This window comes from Myxococcales bacterium (assembly GCA_022563535.1).
Classification (GTDB): domain Bacteria; phylum Myxococcota_A; class UBA9160; order UBA9160; family UBA4427; genus DUBZ01.
Genome location: JADFNE010000007.1, coordinates 37,716 through 63,486 on the forward strand (window position 1 = coordinate 37,716; position 25,771 = coordinate 63,486).

The 25,771-nt window shown below is 61.2% G+C and carries 18 protein-coding genes; 8 read left to right on the top strand and 10 right to left on the bottom strand.

Annotated elements, in window-relative coordinates; all coding sequences use genetic code 11:
- Positions 1 to 25: 25 nt before the first annotated feature.
- Together IH881_03880 and npdG are read right to left on the bottom strand one after the other, a co-directional pair.
- On the bottom strand, positions 26 to 2,911 hold the full coding sequence (locus IH881_03880) for a vitamin B12-dependent ribonucleotide reductase (protein MCH7866811.1): 2,886 nt from the start codon (positions 2,909 to 2,911) through the stop codon (positions 26 to 28).
- 835 nt (positions 2,912 to 3,746) lie between these two features.
- Positions 3,747 to 4,433, bottom strand: a complete 687-nt coding sequence (gene npdG / locus IH881_03885; GenBank protein MCH7866812.1) for an NADPH-dependent F420 reductase — start codon at positions 4,431 to 4,433, stop codon at positions 3,747 to 3,749.
- A 124-nt stretch (positions 4,434 to 4,557) separates the two neighbouring features.
- Here npdG and IH881_03890 point away from each other — a divergent pair, with 124 nt between their 5' ends.
- A complete protein-coding gene (locus IH881_03890) occupies positions 4,558 to 5,319 on the top strand; it encodes a hypothetical protein (GenBank protein MCH7866813.1) in 762 nt (253 codons plus the stop codon).
- Positions 5,316 to 6,989 (top strand): acyl-CoA dehydrogenase family protein, encoded by a 1,674-nt coding sequence (locus IH881_03895; GenBank protein ID MCH7866814.1) that lies wholly within the window; start codon positions 5,316 to 5,318, stop codon positions 6,987 to 6,989. The genes IH881_03890 and IH881_03895 overlap by 4 nt, the downstream gene beginning before the upstream one ends.
- Before the next feature lie 36 nt (positions 6,990 to 7,025).
- Here the strand turns inward: IH881_03895 and IH881_03900 are convergent, their stop codons facing one another.
- Positions 7,026 to 8,333 (bottom strand): M18 family aminopeptidase, encoded by a 1,308-nt coding sequence (locus IH881_03900; GenBank protein ID MCH7866815.1) that lies wholly within the window; start codon positions 8,331 to 8,333, stop codon positions 7,026 to 7,028.
- Between the two features lie 61 nt (positions 8,334 to 8,394).
- On the opposite strand from IH881_03900, the gene surE reads away from it, so the two are divergent.
- Complete coding sequence (surE, locus tag IH881_03905; protein ID MCH7866816.1) at positions 8,395 to 9,213, top strand: 5'/3'-nucleotidase SurE; 819 nt, start codon at positions 8,395 to 8,397, stop codon at positions 9,211 to 9,213.
- Here surE and IH881_03910 read toward each other — a convergent pair.
- Positions 9,210 to 9,569 carry a hypothetical protein gene (locus IH881_03910; protein ID MCH7866817.1) on the bottom strand — a complete coding sequence of 120 codons (360 nt, stop codon included), beginning with the start codon at positions 9,567 to 9,569 and terminating at the stop codon, positions 9,210 to 9,212. The genes surE and IH881_03910 overlap by 4 nt on opposite strands.
- A 246-nt stretch (positions 9,570 to 9,815) precedes the next feature.
- Entirely contained in the window at positions 9,816 to 10,388 is a 573-nt protein-coding gene (locus IH881_03915) for an NUDIX hydrolase (GenBank protein ID MCH7866818.1), read from the bottom strand.
- Between the two features lie 121 nt (positions 10,389 to 10,509).
- Here IH881_03915 and IH881_03920 point away from each other — a divergent pair, with 121 nt between their 5' ends.
- The gene (locus IH881_03920; protein ID MCH7866819.1) at positions 10,510 to 13,485 is read left to right on the top strand and encodes a hypothetical protein; all 2,976 of its coding nucleotides are present in this window, start codon (positions 10,510 to 10,512) and stop codon (positions 13,483 to 13,485) included.
- On the opposite strand, the gene gor is transcribed toward IH881_03920, so the two are convergent.
- A complete protein-coding gene (gene gor, locus IH881_03925) occupies positions 13,486 to 14,838 on the bottom strand; it encodes a glutathione-disulfide reductase (protein MCH7866820.1) in 1,353 nt (450 codons plus the stop codon).
- A gap of 171 nt (positions 14,839 to 15,009) precedes the next feature.
- Here gor and IH881_03930 point away from each other — a divergent pair, with 171 nt between their 5' ends.
- A complete protein-coding gene (locus IH881_03930) occupies positions 15,010 to 15,957 on the top strand; it encodes a GTP-binding protein (GenBank protein ID MCH7866821.1) in 948 nt (315 codons plus the stop codon).
- A 27-nt stretch (positions 15,958 to 15,984) separates the two neighbouring features.
- Here the strand turns inward: IH881_03930 and nth are convergent, their stop codons facing one another.
- Complete coding sequence (nth, locus tag IH881_03935) at positions 15,985 to 16,638, bottom strand: endonuclease III (protein ID MCH7866822.1); 654 nt, start codon at positions 16,636 to 16,638, stop codon at positions 15,985 to 15,987.
- A gap of 439 nt (positions 16,639 to 17,077) precedes the next feature.
- On the opposite strand from nth, the gene IH881_03940 reads away from it, so the two are divergent.
- Positions 17,078 to 18,646 carry a tetratricopeptide repeat protein gene (locus IH881_03940; protein ID MCH7866823.1) on the top strand — a complete coding sequence of 523 codons (1,569 nt, stop codon included), beginning with the start codon at positions 17,078 to 17,080 and terminating at the stop codon, positions 18,644 to 18,646.
- Positions 18,647 to 18,684: 38 nt separating this feature from the next.
- Complete coding sequence (locus IH881_03945; GenBank protein MCH7866824.1) at positions 18,685 to 19,644, top strand: FecR domain-containing protein; 960 nt, start codon at positions 18,685 to 18,687, stop codon at positions 19,642 to 19,644.
- 21 nt (positions 19,645 to 19,665) lie between these two features.
- On the opposite strand, the gene IH881_03950 is transcribed toward IH881_03945, so the two are convergent.
- Positions 19,666 to 21,327 (bottom strand): 2,3-bisphosphoglycerate-independent phosphoglycerate mutase, encoded by a 1,662-nt coding sequence (locus tag IH881_03950; protein ID MCH7866825.1) that lies wholly within the window; start codon positions 21,325 to 21,327, stop codon positions 19,666 to 19,668.
- 109 nt (positions 21,328 to 21,436) lie between these two features.
- Entirely contained in the window at positions 21,437 to 22,018 is a 582-nt protein-coding gene (locus tag IH881_03955; GenBank protein MCH7866826.1) for an OmpA family protein, read from the bottom strand.
- Between the two features lie 169 nt (positions 22,019 to 22,187).
- On the opposite strand from IH881_03955, the gene IH881_03960 reads away from it, so the two are divergent.
- The gene (locus IH881_03960) at positions 22,188 to 24,836 is read left to right on the top strand and encodes a DUF3516 domain-containing protein (GenBank protein ID MCH7866827.1); all 2,649 of its coding nucleotides are present in this window, start codon (positions 22,188 to 22,190) and stop codon (positions 24,834 to 24,836) included.
- Positions 24,837 to 24,868: 32 nt separating this feature from the next.
- Here the strand turns inward: IH881_03960 and IH881_03965 are convergent, their stop codons facing one another.
- Positions 24,869 to 25,765 carry an isocitrate lyase/PEP mutase family protein gene (locus IH881_03965; GenBank protein ID MCH7866828.1) on the bottom strand — a complete coding sequence of 299 codons (897 nt, stop codon included), beginning with the start codon at positions 25,763 to 25,765 and terminating at the stop codon, positions 24,869 to 24,871.
- Positions 25,766 to 25,771 lie beyond the last annotated feature (6 nt).

The window sequence follows — 25,771 nt, forward strand, 5'->3', positions numbered from 1 at the left end:
CCGCCAATTCGATCGCTCGAGAGGTTTAGCTACAGCCGCTCGTACTACCGCAGTTGAGACACTTGTAGCACGCCCCGTTGCGAATCATGATCGCACCGCAATCCATACAAGAAGGCGCGTCCGCCTGATTGACGAAACTCATTTGCGCGACCGTTCGACTCGCGACCGCCTCCGACCCCCCAGCGACGGCACCCCGCGCTGGTTCGGCGATCGTGAGCCCGGTCGCGCCCCCCGAATCTCCCCCCGAATCAAAGGAGGAGGTATCGGCCTCACCCGAGAGGTAGCGATTCCCGAGATATCGGAACACGTAGTCGGTAATCGACTTGGCGATCGGGATGTTGCGATTGTTGGTAAAGCCCGAGGGTTCGAAGCGCGTGTGACTGAACTTGTCCACCAACGTCCGCAGGGGCACTCCGTATTGCAATGCCATGGAGGTCATGGTCGCAATCGTATCCATGAGCCCCGAGACCGTGCTGCCCTCCTTTGCCATGCGCAGGAAGATCTCGCCGGGCATGCCGTTGTCGTACATGCCGATCGTGAGATATCCCTCGTGTCCCGCAATGGAGAACTTGTGGGTCAGCGCCTGGCGTTCGTCCGGAAGCTTGCGACGGTAGGGACTTGCCGTGCGTTGATTGGCGGTCGTCGTGGATCCGATCGCCTCGGTGATCGGGGTGACGTTGCTCTTCTCGTCGCGACTGGTATTCAGCGGCTGGGTTCGCTTGCTGCCGTCACGGTAGACCGCCAGCGCCTTGAGCCCGAGCTTCCAGCCCTCGACGTAAGCCGCCACGACGTCTTCCGACGTGGCATCTTCGGGCAGGTTGACCGTCTTGCTGATCGCCCCGGAAAGGAAGGGCTGGATGGCGCCCATCATGCGCAGATGCCCCATCCAATCTATCGAGCGCGTGCCGTTCTGCGCGCGAAAGGCACAGTCGAAGATCGACAGATGTTCGGGCTTGAGAGCGCTCGATCCCTCGATCGTCTCATGCTTGTCGATGTGAGCGAGAATCGCTTCGACCTCTTCCGCGCTGTAGCCAAGCTGGTCGAGCGCCATCGGCACCGTGCGGTTGACGATCTTGAGAAAGCCGCCGCCCACGAGTTTCTTGTATTTCACCAAAGCGATGTCGGGTTCGACGCCCGTGGTGTCGCAGTCCATCATGAAGGCGATGGTTCCCGTCGGTGCAAGCACGCTGATCTGGCCGTTGCGGTACCCGAACTCCTTGCCCTTGGCCAATGCTTTGGACCAGGAGTCGAGGGATGCGGCGAACAGATCATCCGCCACGCCAAGCTTGGGAATTTCGCTCGCGGCGTCCGTGTGCATTCCAATGACGTCAATGAAGGACGTCGCGTTGGCCGGATACTGGGAAAAGGGACCCATGGCTTCGGCGACTTCCGCACTGGTGAGATAAGCCTGACCCGACATTACGGAGGTGATCGCTGCAGCCAGGTTGCGCCCGGTGTCGCTGTCGTACGGCAAACCAAACGACATCAGCAACGCGCCGAGGTTGGCGTACCCGATACCGAGCGGACGGTAGAGGTGGCTGTTTTCGGCGATCAACTCGGTCGGGTAGTCCGCGGGATCGACAATGATCTCCATCGCCAGAATTGTCGTCGCCACCGCGGCACGGAAATCCTCGACCTGGAAGTTTCGCTCGTGAGCGTCTTCGGAGGTGAAGGTCATCAGGTTGAGACTGGCCAGATTGCAGGCCGTGTCGTCGAGGAACATGTACTCCGAACACGGATTGCTCGAGTTGATGCGCCCCGACGCCTTCACGGGATTCCAGCGATTGATCGTCGTGTCGTACTGAATCCCCGGATCACCGCAGAGGTGAGTGGCATCGGCCATCGCATTCAGAACATCTTGGGCCTTGTAGGTTTCGACGACGTCGCCCGTAGTCACGGACAAGGTGTCATACGAGTCGCCACGCTCGGCTGCGCGCATGAAGTTGTCGTTCACCCGGACCGAGTGATTGGCGTTCTGGAAGAACACCGAGTCGTAGGCACCACCCGGGACGTTGAAGCCCCCGTCGTAACCATTGTCGATGAGCGACCAGGCCTTCTTCTCTTCCGACGATTTCGACTCGATGAAGTCCATGATGTCCGGATGATCGACGTTCAAAATCACCATCTTGGCCGCTCTGCGCGTTTTCCCGCCGCTTTTGATCACACCGGCAAACGCGTCGAAACCGCGCATGAACGACACCGGGCCCGAGGCCACGCCGCCGCCCTTGAGGGTCTCGTGCGAGGAGCGAATCTTCGACAGGTTGCTGCCGGCACCCGAGCCGCCCTTGAACAGCATCGCCTCGGTCTTGGCGAGGTCCATGATGGATTCCATCGTGTCTTCGACCGAATTGATGAAACAGGCGCTCGCCTGCTGGGCCGTTCCGTCCACGCCGAGGTTGAACCACACGGGACTGTTGAACGCGACCTTCTGATTCACGAGCAGATGGGTGAGCTCGTCGGCAAACGCCTGAGCATCGTCCTCAGACCTGAAATAGCCCCCCTCGCAGCCCCATTCTCGGATCCTGCCGACCACGCGTCCGATCAGTTGCCGAACGCTGGTCTCGCGACCGGGGGTGTCCAGGTGTCCGCGAAAATACTTGGAGACCACGACGTTGGTTGCGAGTTGCGACCACTGCGCGGGAATCTCGACGTCGTTTTGCTCGAACACCGAGTCGCCGGATTCGTTGGTAATCTTGGCTGAGCGGATCTCCCATTCGACCGAGTCGAAGGGATCTTCTCCGGGGCGCGTGAAGTGACGGGTGATGGCGAGGCCGTGTTTCGCGTGGGGTCGGGTCTTAGAGGATGATTTCGATTTTCTCTGTATCCCTGCTGTCCTTGCCGAGCGCCCTTTGCGATTTGCTTTGGCAGCCTTGGCTCGCTTGCCACGTCGTCCGCCCTCGGTGTCACCCATTAGTGCTTTCCCCCATTTCTATGCTTCATCGCTTCATCTTCAATGCTGATCGCTGATGTTTCCGCCGGACTGAACAGAGTAACGCGGCCGACGATAATTTCTCTCCGGATCGATCTGTTTTTAGCTTTTGGCGTTCGCTTGATTTCTTGTTGTCCGTCTTGCTCGTTTGCTCTGTCCTAAATCAAAACATCGTTACTAACTGCGATACCTTTTTTTGCGGCGCACGAACCATTCACGCGTTCCCGACCTGGAACGCGCGGCATCTCAAAACTTCAATTAATTCCTCGTGCTTGGTTTGCTTGGCTTGGTCTGGCTTGAACGGTTGGCTGGCGCTTGGTTGTGCTTGGTAGTCGGTTCCCGGTTGGCGCTGTTGTTGGAGCTGTTATTGGAGCTGTTGTTGGAGCCGATGTTGGCTCTTTCGTTGGCACTGGGTAGTCCGATTGCAGTGATGAGAAGGACGCCAAGTTTCCTTGGCGTCCTCGAGTAGGAGCAGGGTCCTCCGTCCCTATCTCAGACTCAAGTTCCTCCCCGCAACCACTCGGTTGCGACCCCCCCAGGCTACAGGAGGAACCTCACATCCCCGTCTTTGCTTTGTACGACCATGACAGGCACGCGTCAACCGAAAAAACACAAAATATGGGGGTTGGATCGACCTACAACCACAACTGCTTGAGTTTCAAGGCAAAGGTCGGCAAAAAAACTTCGACCCTCCTCGCGAGCGGAAAGCGTGACGCAGATATCGGCCTCAAAGGCTCGAATTCGTGGTGATTTCCCGGCCTGCTCCGCGCGGGTCTGGTGCAACCGCTGAGCGTCGCCCTGGTGGGTCCTGGAATCTCTAGACTTCAGGCAGTCCGGTGAAGCGGATGCCGACTCCCTCGGGAAGCTTGTAACGAATGTTGATCCCGATCATCAGGGCCGTCATCTCTTCGACGATTCTCGCGTTGGAGAGCCCGCCGCCGTTGAGGCCGCGCAACCCGGGGATCAGGCTGCACAAGCCGATCACGGTATCGCGCGCGTCCTTGGGCCCCGAAACCACGACGTCGCAGTCGACCTCGCGGTCGAGATCTCGCAAGCGATGGGCCGAAACATTCTGAAAGGCACTCACCACCGCGACGCCGTCGGGTACCAGCGACTTCACCAACTCGGCGCAGGAACCCTGCCAGATGCCGAGGGTGCGGACAGCGCCGTCGCCCACCGCCGTGGCCAGGGGAACTGCCATGGACACGAGAATCTGCCCATCGGACAGCGACTCCCGGATGCCCTTGACGGTTGCCGCCGTGTGTTCGAAGGGCACCGAGAGAATCACGATCGCCGCGCGCTTCACGGCCTCTGCATTGCCGCAGCCCGACACAGGCGCCCCGGGCACGGCTGACGTCACCTCTTCTGCAGCAGCAATTGCGCGTTCGGCTTTTCGCGAACCGATTACGACCGGGCGGCCCGCCTTGGCAAAGCGAAGTGCGAGACCGAGACCCTGGTCTCCCGTCCCACCCAGTATTGCAATTGCATCATTTTGACTGGCCATCGGGCGGCAACTCTAGCCCGCTGCCGATGGACCTGCTGGGGTTCTCGAGGAAGCGCTGAAAACGCGCCTATTTGGGGGCTCCCCGGTCGAGTCCGTCCTCCCGCCTCGTGTTAGACTGCGCGCCGTGAAACCCGAAATCCTGGAACAGGCGGCACGCACGGCGTGCCTGGCGAGCGACGCGGCGCGCAAAGAAATCGTCTCGCGCTTTCGCAGCGTATCGATTGAGATCAAAGCCGATGGCTCGCCGGTGACCGAAGCCGATCTCGCCGCCGAGACCGCCATCCGCAAGATCTTGCGCCGGGCATTTCCGGAGTTTGGGGTCATGGGGGAGGAGTTCGGGACCGAGGGCTCAACAGACGTGCAGTGGATCGTCGATCCGATCGACGGGACCATCGCCTACGCCCGCGGCATTCCCCTTTACTCGACGATCATCGCGCTGGTCGAGGACGGAGAGCCGGTGCTCGGTCTGATCGATCTTCCCGCCCTCGACGAGCGGATCCTCGGCTGGAAAGGCGGCGGCTGCCGCTTGAACGGCCAGCCGGTCAAGGTCTCCGAGGCCAGCGACCTCAGCCGCGCGCTGATTTCTCACGGCGATGCATTTTTGTTCGACAGAGCCGGTGAAAGGGAAGCCTACGAGCGAATGACCCGAGACATCCCGATGCTTCGGGGCTATACCGACGCCTTCGGCCACGCCCAGGTGATCTGCGGCGGCGTCGACGCCATGGTGGACATGGATCTCAATCCCTGGGACGCTGCGGCCACCCAGATTCTCATCCCAGAAGCGGGAGGCCGTTGCGTCTCCCGCACACGACCGGGCAACAAGCTCGATTTGGTATTCGGCAGCGCAGCCCTGGTCGACGAACTTACGGACTATTTGAAGAAATGACCCAGAACACGACCCCATCTCCGAATTCACAGCCCAGCATTGACGAGGTCAAGAGCCTGCTCGCCGCAGCGACCCGTCTGCTCGAAGAAGCCGTTTCCCGTGCGAAAGACATCACGGATCGAGGCAAGACCCTCGACGACCACCAGGTCCTGACGTCGCGCATCGCCTATGCGTCGACCGAAGCGGTCGCAGCCCATCAGGTGCTGAACGACTTCGATACTCTCGCCGCCGACGGAAACAGCAACCCCGAGCGCGAGCGGGTCGCGGTGGCAGCGGTGGGCGAATTGGTGACTGGCCTCTACAACCGGCTGTGTGCAGCCGGCATTGATCTCGGTCTCGACGATGCAGCCCTTGAATCGCTGTTTTCGTCGGAAGCCCGGGCGATCGTCCGGCGCGCAACCAGCCAGACCGTGATGCGCGCGATCGGCGTCCACGTGTGCGAGACCCGAGGCTCGAACGATCTGCCCATGGACGAACTCCACGAGCAGGTGCGGGCGCAGGTGCGCGAGTTTGCCCTGAACGAAGTCATGCCCCGGGCCGAACACATCCACCGCACCGACGATCTGGTCCCCGAAGAACTGCTCGAGGGCATGGCGGAGCTGGGCTTCTTTGGCCTTGCCATTCCCGAAAAATACGGCGGCATCGAGATGGGCAATCTCGCCATGATCCTGACCACGGAAGAACTCTCCCGCGCTTCCCTGGCCGGAGCGGGCTCACTCATCACCCGTCCTGAGATCTTGGCCAAGGCGCTGCTCGGCGGCGGGACCGACGAGCAGAAGTCTCATTGGCTGCCCAAGCTCGCCTCGGGTGAAATCATGGTGGGGATCGCGGTCACCGAACCCGGCATCGGTAGCGACGTCGCCTCGCTGCGCTGCCGGGCGGAACGCGGGACCGTCGACGGCCAGGAGGGCTGGATCCTCAACGGACCCAAGGCCTGGTGCACCTTCGCCGGTCGCGCCGACGTACTCGCCCTGCTCGCCCGCACGGACCCCGACCTTTCGAAGGGCCAGAAGGGGCTTTCACTGTTCATCGTCCCCAAGGAGTCGTACCGAGGGCATGAGTTTGAATGTATCCAGCCCGGCGGAGGTCGCATGGTCGGCAAAGCCGACGCGACACCGGGCTACCGCGGTATGCACTCCTTCACGCTGCAGATCGAGAACTACTTTGTCCCCAACGACCATCTAGTAGGCGGCGAAGCCCAACTCAACCGGGGTTTCTATCTGCAGATGGCGGGCTTTGGTGCCGGGCGTCTCCAGACCAGTGGACGCGCCTGCGGACTGGCCCAGGGATCGCTCGAAGAGACCGCGCGCTACGTGGTAGATCGCGAGCAGTTCGGACAGCCGATCTCCGAGTTCCAACTCACCCAGTACACCCTCGGCCGGATGGCGGCCCGCATCGCCGGGGCCCGGGCGATCACCTATGCCGCGGCCATCGCCTTCGACGAAGATCCGCGTGCGGCCGGCACCTTGGCCTCCCAGGCAAAGCTTCTGGCCTGCGACGTCGCCGTCACCGTGAGCCAGGAGGGGCAGGTGCTGCACGGCGGCTGGGGCTACGCCGAGGAGTATCCGATCAGTCGCTACGTGGTCGATGCCACGGTGCTTCCGATTTTCGAGGGCGTAAAGGCAATTCTCGAACTCAAAGTCATCGGTCGCGCCATTCTCGCGGGGTAGCTCGCGGGGTAGCCGGTGGGGGCGAGAAGGGTGCCGTCAGGCGCCACTTCCGAAAAACGCTTCCATCACGTCCACCATCGGTTCGACATCGGCGGTGCCCGCCATCTCGCGACACGAGTGCATCGAGAGCATCGGGTTTCCGACGTCGACCGTGGGGATGCCGAGCTTCGATGCGGTGATGGGACCGATCGTGGAACCACACGCGAGGTCGCTGCGCGAGACGAAGTACTGGGGCGTGATCCCCTTCTCCTCGCACAGATCTACGAATGTGGCCGAGGTCACGGCGTCGGTCGCGTAAGCCTGGTTGTTGTTGATCTTGATCACCGGTCCTTTGCCAACCACCGGTCGGTGGCTCGATTCGTGGCGATCGGAATAGTTGGGGTGTACCGCGTGCGCCATATCGGCAGAAATCAAGATTGAATTTGCCAGCGCCCGGGACAGTCCTTGGGGCTCTCCGCCCTTGACCCCCGCCACGATCCGATCGAGGGAGTCGACCAGGAAGGGACCTGCGGCGCCGGTCGCGCTGCGGCTCCCCACTTCTTCGTGGTCGTAGAGGACCACGACTCGAGTGTACCCGGGCAGGTTGCCGTCCCCGGTGCCGAGCAGCGCCGAAACTGCGGCGTGACAGGAAGCGAGATTGTCGAGCCTGGAGGCATGAATGAACTCTCCCCTGAACCCCGAGACACTGGCGGGCTGGATGTCGTAGGCCATCAGGTCCATGCCGAGAATTTTGTCCGGGGACACTTCGGCCAACTCCTGAGCGCGCAATTCCGTCGCGACCAGATCCCGCAGCTTCGGCCCGCCGTCGAGTCCGGAAATGGGGACCAGGTGTTTTTGCGCGTTGAGCTTGAGGCCCTCTTGTTTGACCTCGCGGTTGAGGTGAATGGCGAGATTGGGAACCCGCAGCAGCGGGCGGGCAAAGTCGAGCAAGACCACGCGCGGGCCATCGGGGCCCCGGACCACGACGCGCCCGGCAAGGGACAGATCGCGATCGAGCCAGGTGTGGAGCAGCACCCCGCCATAGGGTTCCACGGCCAGCTGTTTGTAGCCGTGGGCGGCGACGTCCGGGAGCGGCTTCAGTCTCAGATTTGGGGAATCGGTATGGGCACCGATGATGCGGAAGCCACCCTTGGCGGGCATCGCGGTCCCAATGTGGAAAGCCACCATGCTGCCGTCCCCGCGCACGACATAGCACCGGCTTCCAGGTACGAGATCCCATACCGCAGGTTCCTCGAGACGCACGAACCCGGCACCTCTTAGCTGGCGCTCGGTTTCGGCCACCGCGTGATAGGGCGACGGCGATCGATCGATAAATGCGAGTAAATCGGCAACGAGATCTCTCATGTCCGCATCATAGCTGGGCTTCGAGCCCACCGCGTGCGGTACAGACGCTACTCTGCGGGCCATGACGACAACCCTGCTACTCACCAACGACGACGGCGTGACATCTCCCGCGTTGATCCCGCTGATTCGGGCGCTCGAAGGAATCGAAGACGTCGGGATCGTCAATACCCTGGTGCCCGACTGCGAACGGAGCTGGATTTCGAAGGCGGTGACGCGCTTCGAGGACATCAAGGTGTTCACCCGCAAAGCAAGCGAGGGTGAGCCGCGCATCATGACCTCGACCGGAACTCCGGCCGACTGCGCCAACCTCGGCATTCACACCGTGTTCGACGAGCGACCCGATCTCGTGGTCGCCGGCATCAACATCGGATTGAACCACGGCCTGGCTTTTGTGATGAGCAGTGGCACGGTGGGCGCCGCCACCGAAGGGGTCATTGCGGGACTGCCGGCCATCGCCTTCTCGATCGGTGTGCGGGGAGGCCATGTTGCCTTCACTGAGTATGCGAGGTCGGTCGAGGGCAAGGAACTCTGGCAGCGCAGCGCAGAGGTGGCTGCGGACATCGTACGCGGCGTGCTCGCCCAGGGACTACCGCCCGGCGTCGATCTGTTGAATGTGAACTTTCCTCGAGAGGTATCGCTGGCGACACCGAGGGTCGTGACCGAGATCGCCCAGGTGGGCTACGACGCCTTGTTCAAGCTACGCGAGGGACCTGTCTACACCGGCGACTACCAGGGCTTGAAAGAACGCCGACCGAGCGACGCCCAAACCGATCTGGCGATCGTGAGTGAAGGGAGGGTTTCGATCACGCCCTTGAGGCTGTTCCAGGCGGTGCCGATCGATGCCGCCCTGCGCGAAGCGCTGGGGTCCGGTCCCGGCTAAAACCTGAACTCGACCATCACGATCGAATTGCGCTTGCCGGGACTCTTCAGGCGTACGACCAGATCTTCTTTGAGGAGCTTGATCTCGCGGCTCACGTTCAGGATGACGAAGTTACGAGCGCGGTAGAGACCCGGGCGAAACTCCGCTGCCGCCAGGCCCTCGGATGCGATCAGCCCGCTGGCGTGTTGCGTGGCCGCGTTGGCTGCGTTGGGTTGATAGGACGCCAGCGAGAAATAGGCGGCCGGAACAACGTCGTGATTGGCGGCGGCTGGGGTGGCAGACAATCCCGCGAAGACCGCGACAGCGAGCGCGGCTGCGAGATGCTTCCCTAGTCTTGTCGACCTGCTGACTTCCATCGAATCGGTGTCCTCGTTCCCCTCGCACCGCCCTCCCGCGGGAATGATCAACCTCTTTCGTCCGTACTGTGGGGTAATCACTGCAACCGCTATGCCATTACCTGATCGACCATATAGACGTAAATCATTAATTTTAAAAGGTTTTTTAATCCCCGGGGTTACCGGAACCCGTGGGAAGTCGACCAGTCGTGCGTAAGAGGGAAACAAATTACACACCGGCAAATCCCTGCGGGATGTTGCAGCCTGCTAGTCCCGAGGCAGAGACGCGAGCAGCGAATGGGCCTTGGTATTCATCCGCAGCATGCTCTCGTCGTCGAGCATGTCGGGCAGTGAGCCGATGGGGAACCAGCGCAGGTCCAGCGACTCGTCGCTGACGACCAACTCTTGACCGGGTTCGGCGATCAGCAGGTAGCGAATGTCGTGGTGCTCGTGGGCGGGTTCGTTTTTGTGCGCGGGAATCAGGTGGACGTCGACGTCGAGCGGAACCGCCAACTCGTCCGGACCCACGACCCGGAACTGCTGCATTCCCGACTCCTCACGGGCTTCGCGCAGGGCGACGTCGAGCACACAGGGTTCACCGTCCGCGTGTCCCCCGAGTTGAAGCCAGAGACCGAGCTTGCGGTGATGGGTGAGCAAAACTCGCTCGAGATCGTGGGAGACAATCCAGCTCGAAGCCGTGATGTGCCCGGGCAGACAATCGCGATCGAAACACCTCTCGTTGGCGATGACGAGGCTGCGGATCTTCTCCACTACGACTGATTCTTCGGGGGCTCCCCGCTGATATACGTCGAGAAGATCGAGCAGGGGTCTGCGGTGCATCACATTTCTCCGCGGAGTCTTTTGCTTTCACGCCACACGGCTCGAGGTCGGCCACACAGTAAGAGACGGGCCACTCAAATGCCCGCTCGGAAGCCGTTCACGACTGGGCTAGTTTCATCGCGTGGCCGACAGCCCGATCAGCTATGCGGCGCGTTTTGAATCCCAGGGCGGCCTCAACGCCGAGGGGTGCGAGTGGCTCGAAACCGTAGCCCGCGCTCTCGACGACGCGCCCCAGGTCGATCAGGCGAAAAACCTCGCCGCCAAGCTTCTCGATCAAGCCGATCCCACGGCCTTGCTCCCGCGAGCGGAGGCGGACCCCGCGAAGCTCGGGCGTATTTTGTATGCGCTGTGCGGAATTGCCCCGTTTTTCGCCAACGTTCTCGGGCGGCATCCCGAACTTCTGATCCATCTGCTCGATGACGACCTCACAACGCACCCGCAGCCCCAAGAACTCGAGCAGCGACTCGATGCTCTGCTCGATCAACCCGGCGACCACGACCCCGCCGAACGGTTGCGTATTTTCAAATACCGCGAACTCGCCCGCATCACCGTACGCGACTGCTGCTCCGACTGGGTCCCGCTCGCCCGCAGCGAAGTCACCCTGCTCGACCTGAGCCAACTCGCAGATGTGATCCTCGATCGCGCTTTGTTCATGGCAGAGGCACGCGTCGGCGTGCAACTCGAGCCTCCGGCCTACCGCGATCCCGAAGGCCTTCTGCATCCGCTTCGCTTCTGTGTCCTCGCGCTCGGCAAGCTCGGCGCCGGGGAGCTCAACTACTCGTCTGATGTCGATCTCGTCTATGTCTGTGACGCCGCTCCCCCGGGCGAAACCCTCGAGGGCAGCGAACCGACGATCTACTTCGATCGCCTGGCCCAGGAGTTTGGCAACCTCGTCAGCGCAAACATGCAGGAGGGATTTCTTTACCGGGTCGATCTCGAACTCAGACCCCACGGCACCCAGGGTGCGTTGGTCGTGACCGACGAAGCGCTCGTGTCCTATTACGAATCGTGGGCACACACCTGGGAAAAAGCAGCGTTCGTGAAGGCCAGACCGGTGGCGGGCGCCGTGGCATTGGGCTGGCACGCGATCCTTTCGGCCGCCCCGGCAATCTACAACGCCACCCTGAACTACCGGATCGCAGACGGCATTCGCGACCTCAAGCACAAGATCCAGAGTGCTCGGGGCGGGGAGTCCGATGCCTTCGACGTCAAGATCGACCCGGGCGGCATCCGCGACGTCGAGTTCATCGCCCAGGCACTCCAGCTACTCCACGGAGGTCGCATCCTGCAACTGCGGGATCGATCGACCCAGGGCGCCCTGCGCAACCTGGAAGCCGTCGGCCTGCTCAATCCGGAAACTGCTGTCGAACTCCACGACACCTATCTCTTCTTGCGCCGGATCGAAAACCGGCTGCAGATGGAGGGAGAACGTCAGCTTCACCGAGTGCCCACGTCCGAGAACGGCTTCAAGCGACTCGCGCGCGCGATGAATTATCTCGAAGAAGACGCAGCGGAACAGCTCCAGCGGGAAATCGACCGGCGAAGAACCTTCTTGCGGGGTCTGGCCACGGATTCGGTCGGCGAAGGAAACCGGGAACGGGTGCAGGAGTTGTTCGAGCGCGCGGTTCCCGAACTTTTCGAATTTGATTTGATGCGGGATCTCATCGCCGAACTCGTCAGCCGCTTTTCCTCGGCGATAGACGAATGCGCGGATTCCGACCGCGCGCTCAACAACCTCGACCGGTTTCTTGCCGGCACGGGCAGGCGGCGTTTCTACTTCGAGTTGCTGCTCGATCGCCCCGAACTCGTTCCCCGGCTGACCGCCTTGTTCGGGGCATCGAACTTTTTGTCGAACTACCTCGCCCGCTATCCCCGACTGATCGAGCCCCTGTTTCAGGATCCCAACACACTGCTGTTCGATCGCACACAGCTTGCGCTGGACTACGCAAACGTCGCCGCCCAGTCCAGCTCGAAAGACGGCGGAGACGATCTCGAAGAACAGCTCGATACCCTGCGCCTCTTTCATCATCGCCACACCTTCAACGTGGCCCTGATCGATCTCGCCAAAAAGGCCCAACGCTACGAGACCGAACGCGCGCTCAGCGAGATTGCCGAAGTGTGTATCGAAGAAGCCCTGAAGCTCAGCAAACTGCAACTGGCAGCGAGCCGGAGCGACGCCAGCGCGACGTCGAAACAGGGTGAGTTCTTGGTCGTGGGCATGGGCAAACTCGCGAGTTTCGAACTCACCTATGGCAGTGACCTCGACCTGATCTTCATCTACACGCGCGCCGAGGGAGCCACGATTTCCGAGGCCTCGGCCCAGGACTACTACGTGCGGCTGGCCCAACGCTTCATCTCGGCGCTGCAAACCCCGACCGCGCTCGGCTCGTGCTATCAGGTCGATGCTCGACTGCGTCCCAGCGGCAACCAGGGCCTGCTCGTGTGTTCGCTGCAGGCCTATACGCGTTATCACGCCGAACAAGCGGCGACGTGGGAGCGACAGGCATTGCTGCGCGCACGCCCGGTCGCCGGTAGCGAAGAACTCGCCGAGCGTTATCGCGAGTTGCGTCGGGACATCCTCGCCAAGCCCAACCCGGAGCACCTGGCCAGTGAGATCCATCAATTGCGCACCCGCATGGAATCAGAACTCGCTCGCGAAACGAATCGGCTGCGGGATTACAAAACCGGCCGCGGTGGTTCCCTCGACATTGAATGCGCCGTTCAGTACCTGCAGCTACTACACGCTGGCGACTACCCCGAACTGCTCGAAGTCACCACCCTCGATATCCAGCGCGGAAATCTCCAGCGTCTACGGCTGATCGATTCCAAGACCGCGCGCACCCTGAAAGACGGTTGGGAATTTTTGCAGGAACTGGGCAGTCGGCTGCGGATCGTAGAGAACCGCTCGATCTCGAGTTTGGACGTCGAACACGGCGACCTCGACGCGATCGCTCGCCAACTCGGTTACACCGAAACAGGCAGCGAAGGCGGAGCGCGACGCGCCCTGCAGAAGGACTACCGGGACATCACCGAGCGCATCCGGAGCTGCTACCTCGAGATCATGGGCATCGATCCCGAAAGCGACACAGCGAACTGATCAGCGCGGCGTACGCATGGTGACGAACTCTTCCGCCGAGGTCGGGTGAACGCCGATCGTCGCGTCGAATTGCGCCTTGGTCGCGCCGCACTTCAACGCCACAGCGAACCCCTGCACGATTTCCCCCGCCTCCGGTCCCACCATATGGAGCCCCACCACGCGATCTGTTTTGCGATCCACGATCAGCTTCATGTAGGTCTTTTCTTCGCCCTTGGTGAGCGTGTGCTTGAGCGCTCGAAAGCTCGACTCGAAGACATCGATCTCCGCGTATTCCTCCCGGGCCTGGGCTTCGGTCAAGCCGACGGTTCCGATCGGAGGCTGGCAGAAAACCGCCGCGGGGACATCTCGGTGGACCGGCATCATGGGCGTGTCGTTGAACAGCGTATTGGCGAGACATACCCCTTCGTGAATCGCCACCGGGGTGAGGTTGATGCGGTTGGTGACGTCGCCGACTGCGTAAATATTCGGAACCGAGGAGCGCGAGTATTCGTCGACTGCGATGGCACCCTTTGCATCGAGTTCGACGCCGACGTTCTCGAGGCCCAGCTTCGCAGTGAGTGGGGCGCGACCGGTTGCGTACAGGATCTGGTCCACCTCGAGTTCCGTGCCGTCGGTCAGCGCCGCACGCAATCCGCCCTCGACCTTTTCGATCGACTCGACGTTCACTTCGAAGCGCAAGTCGATCCCGTGTTTTCGGGTTTCGGTTGCAATATGAGCGCGCACGTCGTCGTCAAAACCGCGCAAGAACAAAGGACCTCGATAGACCTGAACCACATCGCTTCCCAGGCCGTTGAAGATGCCCGCGAACTCGATTGCGATGTAGCCGCCGCCCACGATCAACACGCGCTGGGGCTGCTCTTCGAGAAAGAACACCTCGTTCGAGCTGATCGCGTGTTCGATCCCGGGGAGTTCGGGCAGCCGTGGCCAGCTCCCGGTTGCAATCAGGATGGATTCGGTCGAATACGTCTTGCCCGCGACCTCGACCGTGTGGGGATCGATGATCGTCGCATGACCTTCGACGTGTCCGACGCCAGCGCCATCGAGCAGTCCGTCGTAGATTCCGTTCAATCGTTCGATTTCGACGTTCTTGTTCTCGATCAGGGTTGGCCAGTCGAAACTCGAGGCCCCCACCCTCCAACCAAAGCCGCGCTCGGCGTCGCGAAAGTCCTCGGCGAAGTGTGAAGCGTAGACGAGAAGCTTTTTCGGAATGCAACCGACATTGACGCAGGTGCCGCCCAGATAGCGTTCCTCGGCAACCGCCACCCGCGCGCCGAAGTCGGCGGAAAACCGCGCCGCCCGAACGCCTCCCGAACCCGCTCCGATGACGAATAGATTCAGCTCACGATCGGCCATGACATTCTCCTCTGACTAGCGGTTCAAGACGACTGGCGATAGACGACTTGCTCCAGTCAGACTGCGGCGAAAACCCGCCCTCGCAGCATTGGGGGAACAATAGCGGTCCGACAGGCGGGGGTACGAAAATCGAAGCGAGACCCGCGCGGATCCCCTATCTCTGGGGGAGTCATGCGTGAGATTGAAGCAAATAAACAGGCAAAGGCACCGCAAAACCAAAGCCAAGGCCAATCCCCGGAGCGCATCCCGGCGCTGGTGGTTTCTGGCTTTCTCGGCTCCGGCAAGACGAGCCTGGTCCAGCATCTGCTGGCCAATGCACAGCAGTTGGGACTGCGGGTCGCGATCGTTTCCAACGAGCTGGGCGAACTCGGCGTGGATCGCGCGATGCTCGGAGCTTCTGGCGAAGCCTTTGTCGAGATCGAAGGCGGGTGTGTTTGCTGCGAACTCTCCGACGACCTGATCGAAACCCTCGAAATGCTACACAAACAAGTGAATCCCGATCGAATTGTGATCGAAACCTCGGGCGTGGCACTGCCCTTTGACACCCAGCTCAATTTTTGGCGCAAGCCCGTCTCGGCCTGGATCGGAGACGACATGGCGATCGTCGTCGTCAATGCCGAACAAATCGCCGAAGGCCGCGATCTCGAGGGGACCTTCCGGGATCAGGTGTCGTCGGCCGATCTCCTGGTTCTCAACAAGATCGACCTGATCGAAGCCTCCGATCTCCCGGACGTCGAGGCCAGACTGCGCGAAATCGAACCCGATGCACCCATCGTCCGCGCCGTGCGCGGCCAGATCGAACCCGAGCTTCTGTTTCCGCCCGACGCAACTGCCGTGGATCGCAATGGCACGCCCCCAGAATCGAGACCCCACCATCATGAAGAATTCAGCACCAGGATCTGGGAAGTTCCCAGCGGAACCCGCGAATCACAGATCGAAGAGGAACTCGCGGGCAAGGGCAATTTGCGAGCCAAGGGGTTCGTCGAAACCGAACGCGGCCTGCGATTGATTCAACTCGTGGGTCGACGGATCGAATGGACCGACGTCGAATTCCCACCCGACTCGCGCCAGATCGGACGCGTGGTCCTGATTCGGCGCGCGGACACGACGGGACCCTGAAGCGTCAGCACTTCGTCTATTGTTTTTTTACTTTTTCTTCGCCTCTTCACGGATTCGCTTCTGGGTCGCTGCCCAGGAACAAATCGGGCAGGCGGACAAGTCGTGAGAGCGCGCCGGACAGTGCTCCCGACCGAAGAAGATCATTTGCAGATGCACCCGTCCCCAGCTCTCCCGAGCAAACAGCAGCTTGAGGTCGCGCTCGGTCTTCTCGACCGAGTGGCCGTTGCTGAGCCCCCAACGCCCAGCGAGTCGATGGATGTGGGTATCCACCGGAAAGGCGGGATGCCCAAAGGCCTGGCTCATCACCACGCTCGCAGTTTTGTGCCCGACTCCGGGCAACGCCTCGAGGTCTGCAAAATTCTCCGGCACCCGGCCCGCGTGTCGCTCGACCAGAAGCTTCGAAAGCCCGTGAATGGCCTTCGACTTTTGCGGGGACAACCCGCAAGAACGAATGGTCGCTTGAATTTTGGCGACCGTGGTCTCGCTCATCTGCTGCGGCGTCGCCGCGAGGTCGAACAGCGCGGGGGTCACTTGGTTGACCCGCAGGTCGGTGCACTGTGCCGACAGCAGTACTGCGACGAGCAACGTAAAGGGGTCGTTGTGGTCGAGCGGGATTGGGGTGCGGGGATAACAGGCGTCGAGAAGCTTGCGAATCTTCTCCGCCTTTTCAGCTCTGGTCATGAGCAATCACCATAGCGGACCCCAGCTTCCAGACTGTGCGCTGCAAGCGCCCGCCCTACCTGCGTACGGGTTGCGTATCTGCGCCGGACCTGCAGAGAACCCGGACCCAAATGGCGTCGATTCGCAGCGAGAATCGCGACACAAATGGCTTCGAGAAACCACATTATTGAAGACGCCCTCGCCGCCAATTGGGATATTTTCCCCCCGATGGCGGGTCGTGAGTGGAGTATGAGAGTCGACAGCGCTTACGAATTGGCTCAAAGCAAGGCTGAGACGGTTCTGCAGTTATCCCGGCAAGTGCTCGAAAGTGTGTATAAATTGCCGTGGGGAAGTACAATAATTGGTTCCCTGTCGGCTGCGTCGAGGAGTTCGGCGCACCAGCGACACGGCGCAAATTGTGCGGGATGGACTGCAAATTGAAGCAGGCAGAAGGAATCGAATGACGAGGGAAATTGAACAGCAACACCCGAAGCGGCCGCGCCGCGGCCGTTTCGCGCTGCTGCCGACGCTGCTGTGGCTGGCCATCGCCTGGGGGGTGAGCGGCTCGGCCGCGGCCTCGGTCGAATCGGAACTCGCCTACCACCGGGGGGTCGTCGCCTTTGGCGAAAACGATCTCGACGCGGCCAGGAGTCACTTTGAAGTGGCGCTGTCCGGGAATCCGGAAGACGCGTCGACCCTCCAGTTCCTCGGCATCATTGCAAGCGATCAGGGCCAACCCGAACTGGCCATTGAGTTTTTCCAACGCGCGGTGACCGCCGACCCCGAAGACCCGGAGATCCGCTTTACCCTGGGTGTCGCCCTGCTTCACCGCGACCGCGCCGCAGAGGCGGCGCTGGAGTTTGATCGCGTGCTGGCGGTCGAGCCCGACAACGGCCAGGCGGAGTACTACGCCGGCGTTGCGGACTATCGCCAGCAGAATTTTCCCGAGACGGTCCTTCACATGCAGTCCGCCCTGAGCCTCGACCCGTCGATCCGTCTGCAGGCGCGCTACTACATGGGCCTCGCCGAAGTCTTCATGGGCAATCTCGCGGCCTCGACCGCGGCCTTCGCGGACGCCGCTTCGCTCTCACCGTCTGACCCCCTGGCCCTTTCCGCCGACCTGCTGGGCAAGAAGATCCAACCCGAATCACGTTGGTGGGGCTTCGATGCCAGCACCGGGATCGAATATGACAGCAACCCGACTTACGTCGGCACCTCGCGGATCCCACAAGGATTCAGCACTTTTACTCCGAAACGCGAAGGTGGCGCCACGGGCGTCTTTTCCATCGACACGTATTACGACGTCGTGGACTGGGAACAGATCACGGTACGACTCGGCTATAGCGGTTTTCTGAGCCTGCACAGCGAGACCGACGAGGTCGATCAATTTACCAACGTGGGGTGGCTGGGTCTCGGCTGGGAGCTTGGCGATTTTCGTGCGGGCCTCCGCCTCGATTACGGAATAACCAAACTCGACCTCAGCAACTCGTATCGAGACATGAGACGGGTGGCGCCGTCGCTCACCTACACGAATGACGATTGGGGAGTCACCCAGCTGCTGTATCAGTTCCACGACTTCGATTACGATAAATCGATCGGCGGGCAGAGCGCCTTCGACCCCGACGGCCAACTCCATATCGTCGGAGTGAGCCAGTTCATTTACTTGCCCGCGCCCCTTACCTTCGCCCGGGTCGGAATGGCCTACGAACGTTCGACGACCAAGGGCACCGAATTCGACTACGACGGCTTTGAACTCGCTACCGGCGCGGGGATCGAACTCCCGCGCGACATGCGCGCCGCAGTGCTGCTCAAGTATCAATATCAACAATACGACCATCGAACCATCGTCAACGTAAACGGTAAAAAGCGCGAAGACAGTATCTACACGATAAAATTGGACCTGACCGTGCCAATGACACCCTACGTGGAACTTGCGCTTCGCGGTTCATTCACATTTAACGACTCAAACGTCGATGACTACGACTTCAACCGACACGTCGTCGGAAGCTATGTCACTTTCACCTTCTGATCCGATCCCCCAGAACCCTCGGAAATTGGAGCCACGCCATGATCCCCCAAACTCGAACCATTCTCTTTCCCAAATCGATTTCACAGAAGACAGCGATCGCTTGTGCGCTGCTCCTGGTGGCGATGTCCCTTGCGGGGGTCGCTGGCGCGGCAACCGTGCTGACTTCGACCACGGGCAATGTGACCACCGAAAGCGCGAATCTCGCTCAGGATGACGTACTCGCACCGGGTGATCGGATTGAACTCGAAGGCAACGCGACGGCATCGCTGATGGTGGACGACGCTGCGATCGTGAGACTTTGTCACGGCGCATCACTCGGTTTTCTGGGCGATCCCGACGGAAGCCCGAGCGCGATGCATTTGCGAACCGGACAGCTGAAGATCAGCGCTGGCGAACGCGCGACGGACGACCCGCTCGCAATTCACACCCCGACCGCCATCGCAACCGTGCTCGGAACGGAAGCCCACCTGGCAGTAGACCTGTTGACGGGGGACACAGTCGTCACGTCCCTGGACCGTGACGTTCGGGTCGCGGGAATCGGCGATTTCGCCCACCAGAGCGTCGTCATCTCCACGGGCCAGAAGGTCACGATCCGAAAGGATTCTGGGCCGGGAGAGGTCGAAGCGGCCGATATTGCTTCCGCCTCATTTTCGAGTGCTTGCCTGGACGACTCTCGCTATCGCGTCGCCGCGGTCAAGACCGCACGTCACACATACGGCAAGAGCTCGGTACAAATGATTGCCATGATGGACGTGGAAGAAACGCTCCCCATCGTCTCGGCCGGCCCGCCGATCATCCCGACCGGCACGCTCGGGCCCCCGCCAATCGCCACGGTCAACCCCTGCCTCTCGTACCAACAGTGTGTACAAGCGGCGGTTCCGCCTCCAGAATTAATCCCAGGTCCAGATCCGGGTCCAGCGCCGCCACCTCCGTCTCCAGAATTCAGCCCAGGTCCAGATCCGGGTCCAGCGCCGCCACCTCCGGCCCCGGCACCCTAGCCGCCTGACTTCATCCGGCGATCAACGAAGCAACGAGACGTCGTAGTCCTCGGGCGCCTGCAAGCCATGTAGCTGAAGCAGGGTCGCGGCGATATTGCCCAGGCTCGCACCCGTTATGTTCGGGTCGAGCTCGAGCCGGTGGCCCGGAGCGTAGATGGCGAGGGGCACCGGGTTCAGGGTGTGGCTGGTTTTTGCCGCGATCGCGCCACTGGCGTCTCGTTTGACTTCGCCGGTCTCGGGGTCGAACTCGTACATGCAGTCGGCGTTGCCGTGGTCGGCGGTGACGACGAGGGCCCCCTTCATCTTTTCGATCAGCGGGATCAGCCGACCAATTTCTGCGTCGACCACTTCTACGGCCTTGATCGAGGCGTCGCGATCGCCGGTGTGTCCCACCATGTCGCCGTTGGCGTAATTGAGTCGCGCGTGCTTGTAGCGGCCGGTCGCCAGTTCGGCGAGCACGGTGTCGGTAATTTCTGCGGCCTTCATCCACGGCCGCTCTTCGAAGGGCACGCGATCACTCGGGATCTCGATATAGGTTTCGCGCTGATCGTCGAAGCAACCGCTCTTGTTGCCATTCCAGAAAAAGGTGACGTGTCCGAACTTCTGGGTTTCGCTCACGGCGAGCAGCGACACCCCGTTTCGCACCAGGTGCTCCCCCATGGTTCGGTCGATGTCGGGTGGGTCGACGAGAAAGCGATTCGGAATCAGCAGGTCTCCGTCGTATTGCATCATGCCGGCGTAGAGCACGTCGGGCCGCTGGCCCCGATCAAAGTGCTGAAAGGTCTCGGACTCGAAAGCTTCACTGATTTCGAGTGCGCGATCGCCCCGGAAGTTCAGGTACACCACGGCAGCGCCGTCGCGAATCGGACCGATGGGCTCGTCCACGCCGCTAACGTCGTCGGCGATGATGAACGCCGGAAGAAATTGATCGCCGATGTCCTTGTCCTCATCGCGATAGGTCTCGATGGCCTCGCGCGCGCTGGTGAAGCGTCGCCCCTCGGCATGAACGTGGGTGTTCCAGCCGCGTTCGACCATGTTCCAGTCGGCGCCGTAGCGATCCATCGTGATCGTCATCCGGCCACCGCCCGAGGCGATGCGGTAGTCGCGCTGCTTCTTCTGACTGATTCCCCGAAGCATGACCTCGAGGGCATCAATGAATTCGAGGGCGCTGGTCTCCGCAACGTCGCGTCCGTCGAGCAGGACGTGGATGCGAACCATGTGCACGTCTTCTGCGTCGCAGCGCCCGAGCAGGGCAAACAGATGATCGATGTGGCTGTGTACGTTGCCGTCCGACAGCAAGCCCAAAAAGTGCAGCGCTTCTCCCGATTCCCTCACCCTCTGCGTGATCGACTGCCATACCGGCCCGGCAAACAGGCTGCCCGAAGTGATGGCGCGGCCGACGAGCTTGGCCCCCTGGTCGACGATGCGGCCGGCGCCGAGGGCGTTGTGCCCGACTTCGCTGTTGCCCATGTCGTCATCACTGGGCATCCCCACGCCTCGTCCATGGGCGATCAACTGGGTGCACAGGGCAATTTCGTGCAGGCGATCGAGATTGGGGGTTCGCGCGAGCCAGACCGCGTCGGACTCGTCGCGGCGACCGACTCCCACGCCGTCCATCACGCAGATCAGCACGGGCCCCTCGACCCCGGGAAACCCCTTATGCGGTTGTAAATGAAAACTCATTCGCGACCTGACTCAAAGCTTATGACGCACAGACGATGCGTCGGGCCCTGAGTCTTGCAGCCCTGGCCACTTGGCACAAGCACGGGGGCAGACTGCGAATCGCAGGCTCCTAGAAGTCGGAACCCAGGTTGATGATTTCGACTCGCCGGTTGTGCTGGCGTCCCTTGTTCGTCACGTTCGTATCGATGGGCTCCGCTTCGCCGCGACCCACGGACTTCAAGCGATCCTTGGAAACACCGCGATCCTGCAGGAACGCGCGTACGACTTCGGCGCGTCGCTCGGAGAGAGTCGCGTTGAAACTTTCCTCCCCGACGCTGTCCGTATGTCCTTCGACGGAGAATTTGAACGATTCGAGATCCGTGGCGCTCAGCGCCTTGCTCACCTTGGCAAGCAGCACCAACGCTTCTGGTTTGAGCTTGGCGGAATTGGACTCGAAGTAAACCGGCAATCGAACCCGGGGTCGGGCATCGGCGCGAACCTTGGTGCCGCGTGGCACGGCCAGCGCTTCGACGATATCACCGGATTCGATGATCTGAACGTTGACGGTGCTCAGGTCCGTGACCGACGATGATTCCGCACCGGCGGAAAGGGCCAGCCCAAGACAGAGGGCGACCGTGACGCCGAGCTTCGCAAGCATCGAGCCACCTCGGTTTGCTTTGAGCGCCTTGGGCGGCGAGGTCCGCATGGTCATTTCGAGGCTTCCTTCTATCTATTTATCTATCTCTCTCTATATATATCTATCTACACTTCAGAATGCTACCGAGTATGCGTTCCTGGTTCACTGTCTAATAGAGATTCGACAGTCTGACTTCGAAGAAAGTTCTCCTTTTGTTCGCGTGAACGACGAAATCGAAGCTTCTATGAGTACCAAGCAGAGTCTCGATGGTTCCGCATCGAGTGGCGATGACATAAACGACGACGCGACCGGCGCGAAAGCAGCGCCGATCGCCACCGATGCGCCCAGACTTCACGAACGCATCCCAGAGGGTCGTCTGTTCGATTCCTCAGTCATCCTCGACCGATTCATGCGCTGGATCAGCGATGTTTCTCTCGCCGCCTACCCCGCCCAGGAAGAGGCGCTGCTCGAACTCTCCACCGGTCAGCACGTCATTCTGAGCACACCCACCGGGTCGGGAAAATCCCTGGTCGCTCTCGGCCTCCATTTCAAGGCGCGCTGCGAGGGCAAACGGTCCTTCTACACCGCTCCAATCAAAGCCCTCGTCAACGAGAAATTCTTCGACTGGTGCGATCAGTTCGGTGCCGAGAACGTCGGCATGTTGACCGGCGATGCGAGCATCAACCGGGACGCCCCGATCATCTGCTGTACGGCGGAAATACTCGCCAACATGGCGGTCTCCGAGGGCAAAGCCCTCGACGCTCCCTATGTGGTGATGGACGAGTTCCACTACTTCGGCGATCGCGACCGCGGCATGGCGTGGCAGCTCCCATTGCTCGAACTGCCCGACACCCAGTACTTGCTCATGTCGGCCACGCTGGGCGACACCCGTGCCATCGAAGACTTGATCAAGCGTCGCAACACACGGACCACAGTGCGCATTCACAACGATGATCGGCCCGTGCCGCTCGACTTTTCCTATCGCGAGACGCCCGTCCACGAAACGGTCGAGAAACTGCTGGCGAGTGGCCTGGCGCCGATTTACATCGTCCACTTTACCCAGCGCGAGTGTGCGGATCAGGCCCAGGCCCTGACCAGTTCGAACATCAGCGACAAAGAGGAGAAGCGTGCGCTCTCCGAAGCCATGATCGGATTTCGTTTCGACACGCCTTATGGAAAGGATGTACAGCGATTTCTGCGCCATGGAATCGGCATTCACCATGCGGGGCTGCTGCCCAAGTACCGGCTACTCGTCGAACGCCTCGCCCAACGCGGACTGCTCAAGGTGATCTGCGGAACCGACACCTTGGGGGTCGGAGTAAACATTCCGATTCGCACCGTATTGTTCAGCAAGCTCTGCAAGTTCGACGGAGAGAAGGTGGGGATTCTCTCCGTGCGCGAGTTCCTGCAGATCTCCGGCCGCGCCGGGCGCAAAGGATTCGACAATGAGGGCAGCGTGGTGTGCCAGGCGCCCGAACACGTGATCGAAAACAAGCGACTCGAAGCCAAGGCGGCCGGGGCGTCGGCGGGAAAGAAAAAGAAGCTCGTCAAAAAGAAGCCACCGACCAAGGGCTATGTCGCCTGGGACCAGGATACCTTGACCCGGCTCTCCACCAGCCCTCCAGAGCCGTTGGTCTCTCGCTTTCAGGTCTCGGTGGGGCTTCTGGTCAACTGTTTGAAGAGCACGGCGGGGCCGCGTGACCGCGGCGCAGGCTATGGGCGCATGATCGATATGATCGGCCGCTCTCTCGAAGAACCGAGTCGCAAACGGCAACTCGTAGCGGACGCGGCCGTGCTCTTCCGTGCCCTGCGAAGTGCTGGCATCTTGGAACTCACAACCGATCCGGACCGGATCGGCAGTCGAGTGCAGGTGAGCAAAGAATTGCAGCCAGACTTTTCGCTCCACCACGCGCTCTCCCTCTACCTGGTCGAAGTTCTCGAAGCACTCGATAGCGAGGGAGAAGAGCGCGCCCTCGACGTGCTCGCCCTGGTCGAATCAATACTCGAAAATCCGAGAGCGCTTTTGATCGCCCAGGAGCGGCGCATCAAGAGCGAACTCATGGCCCAGCTCAAGGCAGAAGGTGTGCCCTATGAGGAGCGAATCGCAAAGCTCGACGAAGTGAGTTGGCCCAAGCCCAACGCAGAATTCATCTACCGGACCTTCAACATGTTTGCAGAGAAACACCCCTGGGTCGGCGGGAGCAACATCAGGCCCAAGGCGATCGCCCGGGAACTCTTCGAGAGCTACTCAGCGTTCAACGACTTCGTAAAGCTCAACCAGATGGCGCGCATCGAAGGTGTGCTGCTTCGATACTTGAGCCAGGTACACAATACACTGTCGCAAACGATCCCCGAGGCACACAAGACCACAAGCGTCCTCGACATGATCGCCTACTTCCGCACGCTTCTCTCCCGGGTCGACGCCAGCTTGCTCGAAGAGTGGGAAGATCGAATGAACCCCGATCGAGTTTCCGATAAAAAGAGACAGGGCATCGCAGACCCCGGCGAGTCGCGTCCAACCCTCGACCCGAAGGCCTTCGAAGCGCGCGTGCGATCGGAACTGCATCACCTCATGCGTTGCGTCGCAAAGCGCGACTACGAAAACGCCACGACGTGTGTCCACCAGGACCGAGACGACCCCTGGGACGCCGCCCGCTTCGAAGCCGAACTCCTCCCCTTCTACGCTGAATACGAGGCGATCCTGTTTCAGCCGAGCGCCCGGCAAGCTCATCTCGCCAGCGTCAAAGAAATTCGGCCCGGGGTATACGAGGCCAGGCAGGTGTTGAGCGATGAAATCGGCGACAACCTCTGGAACCTGGAAGCCGAGGTCCACGTCGAGAGACTCCCGCTGCCGGACGGGCCGCTACTGCGGTTGCGGCGAATTGGGACTTAGCGGAACCATGTTGATCGTGGGAGCGGTCTAGCTCAATCCTCCGACAGATCTTCGAGTTCGCGATCGTACTGCGCGAAACCCACGAGATCTCGCAGCGACTCAAATGACGTCAAGCGTGCGGGGGCTGTTCCCTTGCCGATCGATTCGAGGGCGTCGCGCATGGCCTCAACCGCGGCCGAGAGCAAGGTCAGAGGATAGGCGGCCAATTTGAAGCCCAGTTCTTCGAGCCGTTCGGGGGGAAGCATGGGTGTGTCTCCCTGCTCGACCATGTTTGCCATTTTGGGTCCGGGCAGTGCGTCACACAATTTTGCCATCTCTGCTTCGGAATGTGGCGCTTCGAGAAACAAGATATCGGCTCCGAGGTCGGCGAAGATTCGGCAGCGCTCGATCGCTTCGGCCAGTCCGTGACCATGGCGCGCGTCGGTTCGGGCCATGATGAGAATGTCGTGTCCCTCTTCCCGGACCTTCACCGCGGCGCGAATGCGTGCCGCCGCTTCTTCGCGACCCACGACTTCTTTGCCACAGGTGTGGCCGCAGCGCTTGGGAGCGACCTGGTCTTCGATCATCGCGCAGGCAAAGCCCGCACGCGCAAAGCCTGCAACGGTGCGCTTGACGTTCATCGAGTTGCCGTAACCGGTATCGGCGTCACCGATGACAGGGATGCTGACCGCGTCACAAATGTTTCGGCCCTGATCGAGCATCTCCCCGTAGGAGATGAGCCCGGTGTCGGGCACCCCGAGCCTCGCCGCCGCAACCGCGAAGCCGCTCATGAAGGTCAGCGGAAACCCGGCTCGTTCGACGAGTTTGGCCGAGAGCGCGTCAAAGCAGCACGGCATGGGCTGAATACCCGGAGCCTCGATCAACCGACGCAGCGCGTCTGCGCGCGAGCCGGCACTGCCGGGTGGTGTGGATTCCGAAGGTTCTGCCATTGCGAG

Coding starts and splice junctions, on each gene's coding strand:
- IH881_03880 (MCH7866811.1), bottom strand. CDS start 2,911: ATGGGTGACACCGAGGGCGGACGACGTGGCAAGCGAGCCAAGGCTGCC.
- npdG (MCH7866812.1), bottom strand. CDS start 4,433: ATGGCCAGTCAAAATGATGCAATTGCAATACTGGGTGGGACGGGAGAC.
- IH881_03895 (MCH7866814.1), top strand. CDS start 5,316: ATGACCCAGAACACGACCCCATCTCCGAATTCACAGCCCAGCATTGAC.
- IH881_03900 (MCH7866815.1), bottom strand. CDS start 8,333: ATGAGAGATCTCGTTGCCGATTTACTCGCATTTATCGATCGATCGCCG.
- surE (MCH7866816.1), top strand. CDS start 8,395: ATGACGACAACCCTGCTACTCACCAACGACGACGGCGTGACATCTCCC.
- IH881_03910 (MCH7866817.1), bottom strand. CDS start 9,569: ATGGAAGTCAGCAGGTCGACAAGACTAGGGAAGCATCTCGCAGCCGCG.
- IH881_03915 (MCH7866818.1), bottom strand. CDS start 10,388: ATGCACCGCAGACCCCTGCTCGATCTTCTCGACGTATATCAGCGGGGA.
- gor (MCH7866820.1), bottom strand. CDS start 14,838: ATGGCCGATCGTGAGCTGAATCTATTCGTCATCGGAGCGGGTTCGGGA.
- IH881_03930 (MCH7866821.1), top strand. CDS start 15,010: ATGCGTGAGATTGAAGCAAATAAACAGGCAAAGGCACCGCAAAACCAA.
- nth (MCH7866822.1), bottom strand. CDS start 16,638: ATGACCAGAGCTGAAAAGGCGGAGAAGATTCGCAAGCTTCTCGACGCC.
- IH881_03940 (MCH7866823.1), top strand. CDS start 17,078: ATGACGAGGGAAATTGAACAGCAACACCCGAAGCGGCCGCGCCGCGGC.
- IH881_03945 (MCH7866824.1), top strand. CDS start 18,685: ATGATCCCCCAAACTCGAACCATTCTCTTTCCCAAATCGATTTCACAG.
- IH881_03950 (MCH7866825.1), bottom strand. CDS start 21,327: ATGAGTTTTCATTTACAACCGCATAAGGGGTTTCCCGGGGTCGAGGGG.
- IH881_03955 (MCH7866826.1), bottom strand. CDS start 22,018: ATGACCATGCGGACCTCGCCGCCCAAGGCGCTCAAAGCAAACCGAGGT.
- IH881_03960 (MCH7866827.1), top strand. CDS start 22,188: ATGAGTACCAAGCAGAGTCTCGATGGTTCCGCATCGAGTGGCGATGAC.
- IH881_03965 (MCH7866828.1), bottom strand. CDS start 25,765: ATGGCAGAACCTTCGGAATCCACACCACCCGGCAGTGCCGGCTCGCGC.